13 protein-coding genes are annotated in these 14,695 nt (G+C 59.6%); 7 read left to right on the forward strand and 6 right to left on the reverse strand.

Annotated elements, in window-relative coordinates:
• Positions 1-12: 12 nt before the first annotated feature.
• Positions 13-594 carry a YjfI family protein gene (locus tag ACTD9P_RS06040; protein WP_438867038.1) on the reverse strand — a complete coding sequence of 194 codons (582 nt, stop codon included), beginning with the start codon at positions 592-594 and terminating at the stop codon, positions 13-15.
• 616 nt (positions 595-1,210) lie between these two features.
• Here ACTD9P_RS06040 and ACTD9P_RS06045 point away from each other — a divergent pair.
• Positions 1,211-4,381, forward strand: a complete 3,171-nt coding sequence (locus ACTD9P_RS06045) for a type III effector HrpK domain-containing protein (RefSeq protein ID WP_438867039.1) — start codon at positions 1,211-1,213, stop codon at positions 4,379-4,381.
• Between the two features lie 59 nt (positions 4,382-4,440).
• Here ACTD9P_RS06045 and ACTD9P_RS06050 read toward each other — a convergent pair whose 3' ends face one another.
• Positions 4,441-5,472, reverse strand: a complete 1,032-nt coding sequence (locus ACTD9P_RS06050; protein ID WP_099547563.1) for a PDDEXK nuclease domain-containing protein — start codon at positions 5,470-5,472, stop codon at positions 4,441-4,443.
• Positions 5,473-5,679: 207 nt separating this feature from the next.
• Here ACTD9P_RS06050 and ACTD9P_RS06055 point away from each other — a divergent pair, with 207 nt between their 5' ends.
• From ACTD9P_RS06055 to ACTD9P_RS06080, 6 genes are all read left to right on the forward strand, one after another.
• A complete protein-coding gene (locus tag ACTD9P_RS06055) occupies positions 5,680-6,324 on the forward strand; it encodes an NAD(P)H-dependent oxidoreductase (protein ID WP_438867040.1) in 645 nt (214 codons plus the stop codon).
• Complete coding sequence (locus tag ACTD9P_RS06060) at positions 6,263-6,631, forward strand: MerR family transcriptional regulator (RefSeq protein ID WP_438867041.1); 369 nt, start codon at positions 6,263-6,265, stop codon at positions 6,629-6,631. Before ACTD9P_RS06055 ends, ACTD9P_RS06060 begins: the two co-directional genes overlap by 62 nt.
• A gap of 150 nt (positions 6,632-6,781) precedes the next feature.
• Positions 6,782-7,024 (forward strand): exodeoxyribonuclease VII small subunit, encoded by a 243-nt coding sequence (locus ACTD9P_RS06065; protein WP_003176346.1) that lies wholly within the window; start codon positions 6,782-6,784, stop codon positions 7,022-7,024.
• A complete protein-coding gene (locus ACTD9P_RS06070) occupies positions 7,021-7,908 on the forward strand; it encodes a farnesyl diphosphate synthase (RefSeq protein WP_438867042.1) in 888 nt (295 codons plus the stop codon). The genes ACTD9P_RS06065 and ACTD9P_RS06070 overlap by 4 nt, the downstream gene beginning before the upstream one ends.
• A 110-nt stretch (positions 7,909-8,018) precedes the next feature.
• The gene (gene dxs, locus ACTD9P_RS06075; protein ID WP_438867043.1) at positions 8,019-9,917 is read left to right on the forward strand and encodes a 1-deoxy-D-xylulose-5-phosphate synthase; all 1,899 of its coding nucleotides are present in this window, start codon (positions 8,019-8,021) and stop codon (positions 9,915-9,917) included.
• A gap of 157 nt (positions 9,918-10,074) precedes the next feature.
• Positions 10,075-11,970, forward strand: coding sequence for a TonB-dependent receptor domain-containing protein (locus ACTD9P_RS06080; RefSeq protein ID WP_438867044.1), 1,896 nt, complete (start codon positions 10,075-10,077; stop codon positions 11,968-11,970).
• Here ACTD9P_RS06080 and ACTD9P_RS06085 read toward each other — a convergent pair.
• From ACTD9P_RS06085 to ACTD9P_RS06100, 4 genes are all read right to left on the reverse strand, one after another.
• Complete coding sequence (locus ACTD9P_RS06085; protein WP_438867045.1) at positions 11,967-12,761, reverse strand: cobalamin-binding protein; 795 nt, start codon at positions 12,759-12,761, stop codon at positions 11,967-11,969. The two genes, ACTD9P_RS06080 and ACTD9P_RS06085, sit on opposite strands and share 4 nt — an antisense overlap.
• Complete coding sequence (locus ACTD9P_RS06090; protein WP_438867046.1) at positions 12,758-13,177, reverse strand: MFS transporter; 420 nt, start codon at positions 13,175-13,177, stop codon at positions 12,758-12,760. Before ACTD9P_RS06090 ends, ACTD9P_RS06085 begins: the two co-directional genes overlap by 4 nt.
• Positions 13,174-13,791, reverse strand: coding sequence for a GTP cyclohydrolase II (ribA, locus tag ACTD9P_RS06095; RefSeq protein ID WP_438867047.1), 618 nt, complete (start codon positions 13,789-13,791; stop codon positions 13,174-13,176). The genes ACTD9P_RS06090 and ribA overlap by 4 nt, the downstream gene beginning before the upstream one ends.
• A 129-nt stretch (positions 13,792-13,920) precedes the next feature.
• Positions 13,921-14,646, reverse strand: coding sequence for a substrate-binding periplasmic protein (locus tag ACTD9P_RS06100; protein ID WP_438867048.1), 726 nt, complete (start codon positions 14,644-14,646; stop codon positions 13,921-13,923).
• Positions 14,647-14,695 lie beyond the last annotated feature (49 nt).

Below are 14,695 nucleotides of genomic sequence, written 5' to 3' on the forward strand. Positions count from 1 at the left end.
ACTCCTGAATACTTAATTGAAGAAACGTTCGAAGGCTTCGCTCGCGCGCTGCACGTTATCGACCAGGGTTTTCACCTCGGTCACGATGTTGGTCAGGCTGGAGTCGGAACTCAGCGCACCAAACATGTTGTAAACAACTTGGCCGTTCGGCATGGACTCGATGCCGATCGACGACAACGGGAACATTTCCCGGCTGCGCAGCACGGCGTCATTGAAGGCCGTTACGTCCTTGATCGACTCGACGTCAACCAGCACGGTATCGACGATGATCTGCTCGCCCACCACCGCGATGTAAATCGGCAAGCCACCGAAGTCGTTCATTTCCAGCTTGATGCTGGACTCGGAACCTTGAACCAGAGAAAGCGTAATGTCTTTGGCGACCACTTCGTCCAGGGCCTGAAGCGCGCTGAAGAGGCGGTCGATGTTCCAGTTGGTACCTGCGCTCATGAAATTCTCCGACATAAATGAGCCAGCCAGAATCGGTTGGCGAAGCTGTTTCTCCATTTGCTTGAGCAGGCTTCGGTTTTCGGGAAGCACCCAAGTCTCGTGTTTCACATAACCGGCGGCCGCCAGGCCCGCGCGCATCTGCTTCATGTAAAAGCTCGACGGCTTTTTAACCGGCGGTTTCAAGCGCTCTCCCTTGCGGTTTGCCGAATCGGTATCGGGCTCTGCGGGCGGGCTCGATGGAGAGCTGCTTTTCATGGTACTGACCTCGTTGTGAAAATCTCACGCGTGAGAAAATCTACGCGCTATTTTCGTCAGGCTCAATAGCTCACGCGTGAGATTTTTTGTATCACTTTTCCCGCAAGGCCTAGGAGCGCCATGCTTAGGCTAAGACTCCTTTTTCAAATCTGATGAACGGTTAAATGGCCGTTGTTGACGCGCCCATACATAGCTCACCATGCTCTAGCGCAAGCGTACCGCGCACATCGGGCTTTTTTTCAGGCGCTGGCCTTACTGCATAAATGTTCCGAAATCATCTTGGCGTTGTGAATTGTTGTGAAGGCGTTGCGAATCAGCCAAAACTCCGTGCTAAGTTCTGTGACATTGCTGCGTAACGTTACAGTTCACAGCATTCATGCACAGCGGCCACCCAACTAAGGCCGCCCTCTTGTTATCAAATAAACAGCCTCGGTTAGTTAACCAGGAAGTTGTACGGCCCTGCGCGCTTTAATGGCAGCCGGGCCACACTTACATCAGGAGAATAACCATGGTAGCGAAGGTAGAAACGACCCCAAAGGACGCCGCGGTCACTAATAAGAGCTCTGTCGCTGCCTGGGAAAAGTCCGTAAAAAAAGCCGCCGCCGCGCCCAAAGATGAGTTGGGCAAAGGCCAGAAGCGCCCCGAAGGTGACACGCGCTCGGCCCAGCAAATCATTGATGACACGCCCCTGCTCGCCCAACTGGGCAACCAAAGTGGAGTGAAGGACAACCTTAAAAAGCAGGTCGGTGATTTTGAGAAAGACGCAGATGCCGCCTATCGCGCGTCCAAGGTGCTGGAGCACGTGGAATATATAGACGAAGACGGCAAGCTCACCGATGGCAAGGAGGTCGGCAACCACAGCATCGACGGCTTCACCAAGGACGGCGAAGCCCGGCATGGCACCGAGGCGGGCCGTTTGCAGGACTTTGGCAAATACGGGTATTCGAGCCTGCGCGGCGAAGTGGTCAAGTCGGACCTGGGCGACAAACAGAAGCGCCCCGACGGTGACACGCGTTCGGCAAAAGAGATTATCGACGCCACGCCCCTGCTGAAAAACCTCGGCAACCAGAGCGATGTGAAGGACAACCTCAAGAAGCAAGTGGGCGACTTCGAGACCGACGCCGACGCCGCGTACCGCGCTACCCAGGTGCTGGAACATGTGGTCAGCATCGATGAAAACGGCAAGTTGCTGACCGGTTATGACGCCCGCAACAAAGACAACGACAGCATTGATGGCTTCACCAAAGACAAAGAAGCCCGGCACGGTACCGAGGCCGGCCGCTTGCAGGATTTCGGCAAGTACGGCTACTCAAGCCTCAAGGGCGACCTGATGCACGTCAAGGACGCAACCCATTCCGACAAGGCCGCGCCGCCCGATGAGCCACAGGACGTGCAGGCCCTGCGCGACAAATACAACATCCCCACCTTCGGCGCAGAAGGGCTGATGGACATGGAGTTGCCCAACGACAAGACCGTGGGCGGCCAGACGGCCGAGAACTTTGTGCAGGGCATCCGCGATGACATCAAGAGCGGCAAGCTGACCGAGGACTCGGATGAAGCCAAGATCGTCAAGCTGATGGACGCCCAGGCCGCACTCGACAGTGGCTATGACCTGTACGGCTACGCCGAGAGTATCAACCTGGGCAGCGGCACCTACCGTGAAACGGATAAGAGCCCGACCAAGTTGAACGGCAGGGACGTCAAGGAGATGGTCGACGAGGACAAACTCGCCAAAGAAATTTCCACACTCATGGGCAAAGAAGGCATTAAAGACCGTTACGACATAGAACTTAAGAAAAGTGTCGGCAGCTTGTCGGAAGATCGCTTGAATGAAGTTCGCGAGCAAGTGTTCCCGGCACTGTTCAAAGACGGCACGCGTGATGCCAACTTGAACTTTGAAGAGTATGTGATTGCCATGAACGACTCCGGCGATCCGAAAAAGTCGGAAACCGCCGAACTCGATGTAGACCGTTACTTTGAGTCGCTGCGCATCCTTGAGCCGGACAGCTACACCGCACGTCGTCAGACCTTCGACCAGAACATGATGACGCACCAGCTCAACACCTACATGGAGAACCCCGACAAGGTTTCGCCGGAAAATGCCGAAAGCGGGTTGAAAGCCTCGTTCACGATGATCAAGGGCGGCATCAACGCCGCCCTCGGTGGCCTGGACAAGGGCGACAAAGCCTACGACATGTACAAAAAGATGAAGGATGAGATCGACATCCTCGACGGCCATATCAAAGGGCTGAGCCCGGCAGAAAACAAACAGATCGCAGCGGCCATTCGCCTGGCTGCGGCCAGCGGCGACCCGAAAGCTATCGACAAGGTGGTCGACACCCAATTGAAGGGCTTGGGCGCCAATCGCGAGGCGGCCGCCGGCTCCCTGAAGACGGTGTTGCACACCGCCAGTTCCACCGGCGGGCTGAGTGCCATGGCGGGCACGATGAACCTGGTCAGCGGCGCCCTGCAGTTGGCCAATGGCGGCGGCAACATGACCGACGACCAGAAAATTGCCGCCGCCAAAGACTTGGTCGCCGGCTTGAGCTTTACCAACGACTTCCTCAAGTTCGGTTCGAACATTGTGGAAACCCTGGGTGGCACTAAACCCTATGAACCTGACGTGGATAAAGACGGCAAAGGCCCGGCAAAAATCAAAGCCACTGAATGGCTGGGGCTGATCGACGAGAACCTGCCGGATATCTGGGGCAAGAAATCCACCGAAAAATCCGACGCACTGGCCGCCTCTATCAGCACCCGGGTCAAAGAGTCGTCCGAAACCCTCAAGAAACTCGACGTGGGCAACCTGTCGGCCGATGAGGTCAAGGAGTACGACAACGCCGCCAAATCCCTTGGCGAACACATGGGCGTCAAGGACATTCCCGGCAAAGGTAGCCCGGCGTCAAAATCCGAGATTGCCATCGCCTCCGGGCGCTCGTTTCTGCGCTTTATGGGCGGCGCCGGCCTGGATTTGACCGGTGGCGTGATGGACATCGTTTCCGGCGCACGCAAACTCAAAAACGCCAAGACCGCACTGGAAAAAACCGACGCGGCCTTCACCCTGGGCGGTGGTGCATCCGGTACCGGTATGGCGATTGCCAATACCATCGCGATGTTCGCCCCAAAAGGCGCGCACCTGGCCGGCAAATTGGCCGGTGATGTTGCCGCCACCGTGGTACGCGGGCTGGCCATCGGCGCCCGTATTGCGGGCCCGGTTTTCGCCGTGGCCGGTGTGATCTTCGGGGTGGCAGGCACCTTGATCGCAGAGGCGGTCGAGCATGCCAAAATGCAAAAACTCACAGACTCCCAAGGCAAGTTTTTCAAAGACCTCGCCGCTGCCGGCGTAACCAAGGACGACTGGGGCGACAAGCTCGAATACGCGCGTTATGCCACCTATATGTACGGCGGCCGCGACACCCCGGACGACAAATCGATGTTCGAGTACCAGTCGGACGAATGGAAACACTTCAAGGAAACCGAAGACAAAAAAGGCAGCTCCTTGGCACGGCTGGCGCCCCACTTGCACAAGGACAGCGACCCCGACAGCAAGAACCTGTGGGAAAAATTCCTGGCCGGCGGCACCAGCTCCAGCGGGCCCCATGGCAGTGAACGACATACCGATGACTGGCGGCCTTGGGGTAGCACGGACATGGATGCGGGCAAGCAGGAAAGGGCCTGATTTTATCCGTTCAACGTTTGCAGCCTGCCTGAACGGCAGGCTGTAACGGTTAAACGCACCTAACCCGCCAGCTCCCGCTCAATCTGCTCAATGCTTGGCAAACTGGTTTGTAGCTCTGCCGGTAAAGATTCCACCAACTGATATTCCGCCACGCCGATCGGCCGGTTGTTGTCGCGCAATGCATATTCAGCCACCACTTCATTTTTACTTTTACACAACAACAGGCCGATGGTGGGCCCGTCCTGCGGGTGTTTAAGCTGGGCATCCACTGCCGACAGGTAAAAACTCAGCTTGCCGAGGTGTTCTGGTTTGAATTTGCCGGTCTTGAGTTCGATCACTACATAGCAGCGCAGCTTCAGGTGATAGAACAGCAGGTCGACGAAAAACTCATCACCGCCAACATCCAGCAACACCTGCTGCCCGACAAAGGCGAAACCGGCGCCCAACTCGAGCAGGAAGTCGGTGACGTGCTTGATTAGCGCGTTTTCTATATCGCGCTCCTGCGCATCCAAAGCCAGGCTAAGGAAGTCGAAGCGATAAGGATCCTTGAGCGATTCGCGCGCCAGGTCGGATTGGGGTTTGGGCAAATGATGTTCAAAATTGCTCACGGCCTTGCCACTGCGCTCCAGCAGGCGATGCTCGATTTGCATCACGAGGGTGTTACGTGACCAGTTGTGTTCGATTGCCTGGGCGACATACCAACGGCGCGTTTCGGGGCCGGGCAGTTTGTCCAGCAGGGCCAGTTGGTGATACCAAGGCAATTGTGCAAGCACCCCTTGCACAAACTCTGCGTCTGGCCACGCCTCGGCAAAAGCGCGCATATATTTAAGGTTGCGCGGCGAAAAACCCTTCATCTTGGGGAAGGCCGCGCGCAAGTCTTGGGCAAGGCGATCAACCACCTTGCTGCCCCAACCCTGCGCGGCCTGGCGGGTCAAAATATCGTGGCCGATCTGCCAGTAAAGCAGCACCAGTTCGCGGTTCACCGCCAGCGTCGCTCGCTGCTGGGCCGTATGGATGCGCAGTTTAAGGTCGCTCAGCCAGTCGCTGTAGCCCACAGGAGGCGTGATCAAGCCGATAGAGGTTTCACTCATGCCCGTTTCACTCTTGACTGGAAGGGCACAGGCTAGTCAGTGGTTTTTACTGTCACAAGGGGCCGCAAACGGTTCAGGAAGGGCCTTGCACAGATCACAGAAACGTCCTGCTGGCCTTTGCAAATCGGCGCATTGCAACGCCACGCCTTGACTCTCCCCTATACAGCACACCCTACGCTGAAAGACCCACTTTCAGGCTCCGTCACCATGACTCAGCGCATCCTGCTCATTCTCGGCCATCCCTCCAGTACCAGTTTCTGCTCAGCCATCGCAAGCACCTACATTGAGGCGGCTACAATCGCCGGCCACGAAGTCCGCGTCCTGCGCTTGGGCGAACTGGCTTTCGACCCGGTCCTGCATAACGGCTACACCCAGCCCCAAGCCTTGGAACCCGATTTGGTCAACGCCCAAGCCGATATCCTCTGGGCGACTCATCTGGCGTGGGTTTTCCCGATCTGGTGGGGCGGCATCCCTGCGTTGATGAAAGGCTTTATCGACCGGATTTTCCTACCCGGTTTTGCCTTCAAATACCGCAAGGGCAAGGCATTCCCGGATAAGTTGCTGCTGGGCCGCACCGCCCATTTACTGGTGACCCTGGATACGCCGCCGTGGTATTACCGCTGGGTCTATCGCATGCCGGGCATTCATCAGATGCACAGCACGACCCTGGCCTTTTGCGGCATCAAGCCGACCAAGACGCTGATGTTCGGACCTGTACTGGAATCAACAGCAACGCAGCGCGACAAGTGGCTGAAACAGGTCGGCGCACTATTTGAAAAAAGGAGTTTTCATGTACATCGGCAAAGCCGCGCAGTTGTCGGGCACGACCATCAAGGCGATTCGTCATTATGAAGCAATTGGCCTGCTGCCAGCGCCACAGCGCGCGGGACGTTATCGGGTTTACTCGGCGCAGAATGTCGAGTTGCTGACGCTGATCAAATGCGCGCAGCAGCTGGGGTTCAAGCTCAAGGAGTTGCAGGGAATTTTGCACGGGCACGAGGGCGATGTGTTGCCTTGGGAGCGGGCAGACCAGGCCATCGCCAGCAAGAAGTGCGAACTGGCCGGGCAGATTGCCGGGCTGCAGAAAATGCAGGCCGGGTTGATGGCATTTGAAGCGCAGCTCAAGGACGCACAGGGGCAATGCTCCGGTATGCGCTGAGCCGAATAAAATGCCTAATCGGCTCACGAAATGAGCCGAATAAGCGTTTTATTCGGCTCAACGGCAGACAAGTGACAGCCCCGCTCATTTGCCCAGAATCCCCATGTCTGCTAGTGTCGCGCCGGTTTACCGTCTACCGGATTAGCCGCCATGGCCCGCAAAAAAGTTGCACTCGATTTCGAACAATCCCTCGCCGACCTGCAAACTCTGGTTGAGCGTCTGGAGAACGGCGAGTTGTCGCTGGAAGACTCGTTGACGGCGTTTGAGCAAGGCATCGGCCTGACGCGCGACTGCCAGAGCGCGCTGGCGCAGGCAGAGCAGAAGGTACAAGTGTTGCTGGAGCGTGACGGGGAGTTGGCCGAAGAACCTTTCGATGCGGAACAACCCGAATGATCGACGCGTATCAGGCCAGCAGCCAAGCCCGGGTAAACGCGGCGCTCGAACCCTTGTTCGTGGCGCCAAGCGCGCAAATGCAGCGCTTGTATGAAGCCATGCGCTACAGCGTGATGAATGGCGGCAAGCGTGTGCGCCCGTTGCTGGCGTATGCGGCCTGTGAAGCCCTGGGCGCGCCGGCCGAGCAGGCCAATGGCGCGGCATGTGCGGTTGAGCTGATTCATGCCTATTCGCTGGTGCATGACGATTTACCGGCCATGGACGATGACGATCTGCGTCGCGGCCAGCCCACCACCCATAAAGCCTTTGACGAAGCCTACGCGATCCTCGCCGGTGACGGCTTGCAGAGCCTGGCGTTCAGCGCCTTGCTGGACCCGCGCCTGAACAGCGTGAATGCCGAGATCAGCCTGCGCATGGTCACGGCCCTGGCCATGGCCGCAGGCCCGGCTGGCATGGTCGGCGGGCAGGCAATCGACATGGGCTCGGTCAGCCTCAAGCTCGACCAAAAAGCCCTCGAACATATGCACCGTCACAAGACCGGCGCGCTGATCGAAGCCGCCGTACACTTGGGCGCCCTGGCCAGTGGCCGCGCCGAAGCTGCGCAATTGGCGGCCCTGCAGACCTATTCCCGGGCCATCGGCCTGGCGTTTCAGGTGCAGGACGACATCCTCGACGTGGAAAGTGACACCGCCACCCTGGGCAAGCGCCAAGGCGCGGATATCGCCCGGGACAAACCGACTTATCCGGCGTTGCTGGGCCTTGATGCTGCCAAGGCTTACGCCCTGGAATTGCGTGACCAGGCCCTGGATGCCCTGCGACCTTTCGACGCGGCAGCCGAGCCGCTGCGCGACCTGGCGCGGTATATCGTCGAACGCCGCCACTGATAACCGCGGCCTTTCGCGCCGCATATCGGCCAAGTTCGGCGCCCTGCGTGGGCAGTTTGCACCGCTTGAGGTAAACTGCCGCCTCTTCTATACCTATAACGATTCGCCTGATGCCCACGACGTTTCAAGAGATTCCCCGCAAGCGCCCGTCCACGCCCCTGCTCGACCGTGCTGTCACGCCGGTCGGCCTGCGTCGACTGGGTGAAGCCGAGCTGGAAACCCTGGCCGATGAGTTGCGCCTGGAATTGCTCTACACGGTCGGCCAGACCGGTGGGCATTTCGGTGCCGGGCTGGGCGTCATCGAGCTGACCATCGCCTTGCACTACGTGTTCGACACGCCGGACGACCGGCTGGTGTGGGACGTGGGCCATCAGGCGTATCCGCATAAAATCCTCACGGGCCGCCGCGAGCGCATGGGCAGCCTGCGCCAGAAGGACGGCCTGGCCGCCTTCCCGCGCCGCTCCGAAAGTGAGTACGACACCTTTGGCGTCGGCCACTCCAGCACCTCCATCAGCGCCGCGCTGGGCATGGCGATTGCCGCCCGCCTGCAAGGCAGCGATCGCAAGGCGATCGCGGTGATCGGTGATGGCGCGCTGACCGCCGGCATGGCCTTTGAGGCACTGAACCACGCGCCGGAAGTGGACGCCAACATGTTGGTGATCCTCAACGACAACGACATGTCGATTTCGCGCAATGTGGGTGGCCTGTCCAATTACCTGGCAAAAATCCTTTCGAGCCGCACCTACGCCAGCATGCGCGAAGGCAGCAAGAAGGTGCTCTCGCGCCTGCCCGGCGCGTGGGAAATTGCCCGGCGTACCGAAGAATATGCCAAGGGCATGCTGGTGCCCGGCACACTGTTTGAAGAGCTGGGCTGGAACTACATCGGCCCGATCGACGGCCATGACCTGCCGACCCTGATCGCCACGCTGCGCAACATGCGTGACCTCAAGGGCCCACAGTTCCTGCATATCGTCACCAAGAAAGGCAAAGGCTTCGCTCCGGCAGAAGTCGACCCGATTGGTTACCACGCCATCACCAAGCTCGAACCTGTGGATGCGCCCGCCGCTGCGCCGAAAAAAGCCAGCGGGCCGAAGTATTCCGGCGTGTTTGGCGAATGGCTGTGCGACATGGCCGCCGCCGACCCACGCCTGGTGGGCATTACCCCGGCGATGAAGGAAGGCTCCGACCTGGTGGCGTTCAGCGAGCGTTTCCCGCTGCGTTACTTCGACGTGGCGATTGCCGAACAACACGCGGTGACCTTCGCCGCCGGCATGGCCTGTGAAGGCGCCAAGCCGGTGGTGGCGATCTACTCCACCTTCCTGCAACGCGGCTATGACCAGCTTGTTCACGATGTGGCGGTGCAGAACCTCGACGTGCTGTTCGCCATCGACCGCGCAGGTTTGGTCGGCGAAGACGGCCCGACTCACGCCGGCAGCTTCGATTTGTCCTACCTGCGCTGCATCCCCGGCATGCTGGTGATGACCCCGAGCGACGAAAACGAGCTGCGCAAGATGCTCAGCACCGGGCACCTGTACAACGGCCCGGCTGCCGTGCGCTACCCGCGCGGCAATGGCCCGAATGCGCTGATCGAGAAAGACCTGGAGCCGATCGAGATTGGCAAAGGCATCGTACGTCGCCAGGGCAGCAAAACCGCGTTTATGGTGTTTGGCGTGCAGTTGGCCGAAGCCCTGAAGGTCGCTGAGAAAATCGACGCTACCGTAGTCGACATGCGCTTCGTCAAACCGCTGGATGAGGCCCTGGTGCGTGAAATCGCCGCCAGCCATGAACTGCTGATAACCGTCGAAGAAAACGCCATCATGGGTGGTGCCGGTGCGGCAGTCAGTGAGTTCCTGGCGCGAGAGAACATCCTCAAGTCGGTACTGCACCTGGGCTTGCCGGATGTGTATGTGGAACACGCCAAACCGGCGCAAATGCTGGCCGAATGTGGCTTGGATGAAGCCGGGATCGAGGCTTCGGTGCGTGCGCGCATGGCGCTGCTGGGCCTGTAACCCCGTCTCCCGGTAGAAACCTGGACTAAATGTGGGAGCGGGCTTGCTCGCGAATGCAGAGTGTCAGTCAACCAAGATGTTGAATGTGCCACCGCTTTCGCGAGCAAGCCCGCTCCCACATTGGCTTTATGCCATTTTCAAACGCTATGGACGGCCCATGAATCGCCTTCGCTTTGCCTTGCCCCTGCTGCTGCTCCCCGCCACTGACGTGCTGGCCGACAGCTTCGAGCGCGACGACGCGCTCAAACTCTCCGACGTGGTGATCAGCGCCAACCGCCAGGTGCAGGCGCGCAACGACAGCAGTGCCGCCAACAGCGTGTTCACCCGCGACGACATTGACCGTTTGCAGCCCACCAGCGTGAGCGACTTGCTCAACCGTGTGCCTGGCGTGCAGGTGGCACAAAGTGGCGGCCGTGGCAGCGTGACCAACGTGTATGTGCGCGGCACTTCCACCGCCCAGAGCCTGGTGTTGGTGGATGGCCAGCGCATCAGCAGCTCCACCACCGGCACCAGCAACCTGCAATACCTCAACATCGACCAGATCGAGCGCGTAGAAGTGCTGCGCGGCTCGCGCTCGGCGATCTACGGCAGCGATGCGATTGGCGGGGTGATTCAGATCTTCACCCGGCGCAACAACGACTCTGGCCTGCAACCTCGCCTGCACCTGGGCTTTGGCAGCAATCTGACGTGGGAACGTAGCTTGGGACTGTCCGGAGGCGACCAGCAAACGCGCTTCAGCCTCGGCGCCAGCCTGGATGACACGGCAGGGATCAACCGCACACATACTTCGTACCCAAGCGATGGCGACCATGATGCCTATCGCAACCAGGCCATCAGTTTAAGCCTGAGCCATGCCTTCACCGATGACATCGACGCTGGCGTGAACGTGCTGGATAACCGTGGCAAAAGCGAATTCGACAACCCTTTTGGTCGCTATGACTCGCTCACGTACCAGAGCTTCCAGCAAAAACCCTACACAGACTTCACCGTCAGCAGCGTCAGCAGTTATGTCGACGCGCGCCTCAACGATGCGTGGAAGTCTCGCCTGGAGCTGGGCCACAGTGAAAACCGCGAAAAAACCCTGGATAAGCTCAGCGACGACCGCAGCGTGTTCAACACCTACCGCGACTCGCTGAACTGGCAGAACGACTTGACCCTCAATGACCAGAACAGCCTGATCCTGGGCGGCGACTGGTACGAAGACCGGGTCAACAGCAGCACAGTGCTCGCAGAAGACAGCCGCTGGAACCGTGCCGCATTTATCCAGCACCGCTTTGAAGCGCGGTATTTTTCCACCGAACTGGGCCTGCGCCGCGACCAGAACCAACAATTCGGCGGTCACAACAGCTGGAGCGGCACCCTCACCCTGCCGGTGAACCCGGATAACGATCTGTTGTTCAGTTACAGCGAAGGCTTCCGCGCACCGACGTTCAACGACCTTTACTACCCGGACGAATACGGCTTTAAAAACGCCAACCCGAACCTGAAGCCCGAAACCTCCAAAAGCTATGAACTGCAATGGCGCAGCCAGCTCAGCGACACCAGCCGCCTGGAAGCCTCGCTGTATCGCACCGATATTCAGGACGCCATTGTGTTCGGCAGCGACGGCCCGCAGAACGTCAGCTCGGCCCGCATCAATGGTTTTGAAGCCGCGCTCAAGCAAGAGCTGCTCGGTTGGCAGGGCAGCCTTGGGCTGGCGTTGATCGACCCACGCGACCGCGACACCGGGCGTACCTTGGCACGCCGCGCCAGACGCACGGTGAGTCTGGATCTGGATCGCCAATTCGATCAGTTTGGCGTCGGCGCCAGTTGGCAAGCGGTAAGCAGCAGCTACGACGACCCGAACAACCAGCAACGGTTGGGCGGTTACGGGCTGCTGGGGCTTCGCGCCAGCTGGGCAGTGAACCGTGAAGTTTCGCTGAACATGAAGGTCGATAACCTGCTTAACAAAAACTACAGCCGGGCGCTGTATCAGTATCAAGGCCAGCAATATGGCTACCGGGAAGAAGGCCGGGCGCTGTTGTTCGGCGTGACCTGGACGCCGGAACTCTAACGCGCAATAACCTCACACAACCGCGCGACGGCCTCCAGCATTTGCCCGCTGGGGCGCTCCAATCCCTTGTCCGGCACCCGTAGCAAGCGCTTCTGCGCCACGGCGCTGATCTGGGGCCAGGCCTTCCATTCGTCCAGTTGCGGCTGATCCCCTGCCAGAATCACCTCGGGATTACGCTGCAGCACCGCCTCAATACTGACCTGGGGCGCGGGCAGTTTCAGGTCATCGAACACATTGCGCGCCCCACACACAGTCAGCGCATCACTGATGATCTGCCCACCGCCCACGGTGTACAGCGGCTGGTTCCACACCTGGTAAAACACGCGCAACGGCTCGGCACGCTGATAGCGCTGGCGTAGTTCGGCCAGGCGCTGGCGTAACTGCCCGGCCAGCGTGCACCCCGCCGCTTCGCGACCCAGTTGTTGGGCGATGGCTTGTACCTGGGCAGTCAGTTGCTCAAGGCTATGGGGTTCAGCTACATAAACGGGGATGTTCAGGCGCTGCAATTGCTCGCGCTGGGCCGGGCCGACACTGCCGGGCCAGAGCAGAATGAGGTCGGGTTTGAGGCTGAGAAGACGCTCCATATTCAGTTGGCCGTACTGCCCAACCGACGGCACTTGGGCCAATGCCGCCGGGCGCTCGCCACCGTCGAGCACGCCCACCAGCAAGTCGGCGGCGCCCAGTTCGACCACGATTTCGGAGAGAGACGGCGCCAGGCTCACGACACGTTCAACCGCAACCGCCTGGGTACTGAATGCCAGCACCAGAAGCGACAGCCAAAAACCCATCATCCCAACTGACGCGGAATGCGGTAGAGATAGAACAGCACCAGCGTCGATAACGCGAGCAGGCACAGTGGCACCGCTTCCAGGCCGACAAATACGGCAAACGCGCCGATCCACGCCGGCAGCGCGGCTACCAGCAAAGCCGCACGCCGACGGGCCGCGAGGGTGATCCAGGCAGCCGGTTCTTCGGGCGTATCGAGCGCTTTGGAAGTCGCGATCAGTGCGTGTTTATAGCCATGGAAATAACGCAGGCTCAGAAACATCGAGGCCACGCCGGCAATAAAGAACGGCATGGCCAACACAGGAAGCAGGGATTGGGCTTGCCCAAACACCAGGTTAAGCACGAACAGCGGGAGCAATGCCAGGGCCAGGTACTGCCACCAATTGAAGGACAGTCGCCGTTTCACCTGGCCACGGGTCACGCTCGGTCGACCTCGCCCTGATGCTCGTTGCCCATCATGTGGTCGAGCTTGCTGGCTTTGGTCGCCAGGTAGAGTTTGTTGTGCGGGTTTTGCCCGGTGTGCAGCGGCACGCGCTCGGCCACGGTAATGCCCATCTCGGTCAAGGCTTTGACCTTGCGCGGGTTGTTGGTCATCAAACGCAGGGATTTGATGCCCAAATGCTCCAGCATCGGCAGGCAGATCGCGTAGTCACGCTGGTCGGCGGCAAAGCCCAGACGCTCGTTGGCTTCGACGGTATCGGCGCCGCCGTCTTGCAGCTCGTAGGCGCGGATCTTGTTCATCAGGCCAATGCCACGGCCTTCCTGACGCAAGTACAGCAACACGCCACGGCCTTCACGGGCAATGGCGCGCATGGCCGCTTCCAGTTGCGAACCGCAGTCACAGCGCTGGCTGAACAAGGCGTCGCCGGTCAGGCACTCGGAATGCACGCGGCCCAGCACTGGCGCGCCGTCGGCGATGTCCCCCAGGCTGAGCACAACGTGCTCGCGGCCGGTGGCTTCTTCGAGAAAGCCGTTCATGGTGAACGTGGCAAAGGGGGTAGGCAGCTTGGAAGCGGCGACGAAAACGACGGGCACCGTGTGCTCCTGATTTCAGATTTCACAGAGGGCGTCATTGTAACAGCAGGTTCCTACAGACGCTTAAGCTGAATTATCGCTGATAAAGATCAATAGGTTCGATTGGCCTTCGTCCTGGTTCTATGCAGGTCAGAACGGGTACGGCTGCTTCCAGTGTTCGAAAATCGGTTTCAACTCGCCGCTCTTTACCAGTACAGCCATGCGTTGGTCGTACACGCCCATCAGCGCCCGGCCCCGCTCGGTGTCGGCAAAGCCTATGTAGAGCGGCAGTTCGGCTATATGAGTGAGCTTGAATTGCGCCGGGTCATCCGACTGGCTGAGCACGTATTTGGCTTCGGCGAGGGCATCTATGTAGAAGTCGGCGCGGCCGTGCTGCAGCATTGGCAGGATGCCGTCGCGACGTTCAATCTGGTTGAAGCGGCGCACATTCGGCAAATACTCCTCGTACTTGTAGCCGCGCACCCAGGCCAGGCGGTAATTGCCCAGCGTGGCGACGCTGGGCGCAGGTGTGGCTGCCATCCCGAGGGCGTAGATGTGGTCGGAATCGAAGTTCCAGTGCGGGTACAGAACGCCAGTGGCCTCATCGCGATAGGAACCGACCCAGCCATCCACCTCGCCACGCTGGGCCAGGCCAACCGAACGGGTATAGGGCACGCTGCGGGTTTGCACGGTAATGCCCACCGGCTCGAAGATCTGGCGTAACACATCCCAGGCCAAACCCGTGCCGTCTTTGTTGGTGTAGTCGCTCCATTGCTCACTGGCCAGCATGATCTTGCCAGGCACCGAGGCTTCATCCGCCAGAACCTGGGATGCCAAGGCGCACAACACTATCAGCAGCCAACGGCGCACACCCATGGTGACAACCTCTCCTGCACTGGGGGAACCGTATAGAGGGTAGCGCAGG

Origin of the sequence: Pseudomonas onubensis, from assembly GCF_965653655.1 — a bacterium.
Classification (GTDB): Bacteria; Pseudomonadota; Gammaproteobacteria; order Pseudomonadales; family Pseudomonadaceae; genus Aquipseudomonas.

Bases quoted from the DNA above. Each gene is read 5' to 3' on its own strand.
- ACTD9P_RS06040 (WP_438867038.1), bottom strand. From the start codon at position 594: ATGAAGCAGATGCGCGCGGGCCTGGCGGCCGCCGGTTATGTGAAACAC.
- ACTD9P_RS06045 (WP_438867039.1), top strand. From the start codon at position 1,211: ATGGTAGCGAAGGTAGAAACGACCCCAAAGGACGCCGCGGTCACTAAT.
- ACTD9P_RS06050 (WP_099547563.1), bottom strand. From the start codon at position 5,472: ATGAGTGAAACCTCTATCGGCTTGATCACGCCTCCTGTGGGCTACAGC.
- ACTD9P_RS06055 (WP_438867040.1), top strand. From the start codon at position 5,680: ATGACTCAGCGCATCCTGCTCATTCTCGGCCATCCCTCCAGTACCAGT.
- ACTD9P_RS06060 (WP_438867041.1), top strand. From the start codon at position 6,263: ATGTACATCGGCAAAGCCGCGCAGTTGTCGGGCACGACCATCAAGGCG.
- ACTD9P_RS06065 (WP_003176346.1), top strand. From the start codon at position 6,782: ATGGCCCGCAAAAAAGTTGCACTCGATTTCGAACAATCCCTCGCCGAC.
- ACTD9P_RS06070 (WP_438867042.1), top strand. From the start codon at position 7,021: ATGATCGACGCGTATCAGGCCAGCAGCCAAGCCCGGGTAAACGCGGCG.
- dxs (WP_438867043.1), top strand. From the start codon at position 8,019: ATGCCCACGACGTTTCAAGAGATTCCCCGCAAGCGCCCGTCCACGCCC.
- ACTD9P_RS06080 (WP_438867044.1), top strand. From the start codon at position 10,075: ATGAATCGCCTTCGCTTTGCCTTGCCCCTGCTGCTGCTCCCCGCCACT.
- ACTD9P_RS06085 (WP_438867045.1), bottom strand. From the start codon at position 12,761: ATGATGGGTTTTTGGCTGTCGCTTCTGGTGCTGGCATTCAGTACCCAG.
- ACTD9P_RS06100 (WP_438867048.1), bottom strand. From the start codon at position 14,646: ATGGGTGTGCGCCGTTGGCTGCTGATAGTGTTGTGCGCCTTGGCATCC.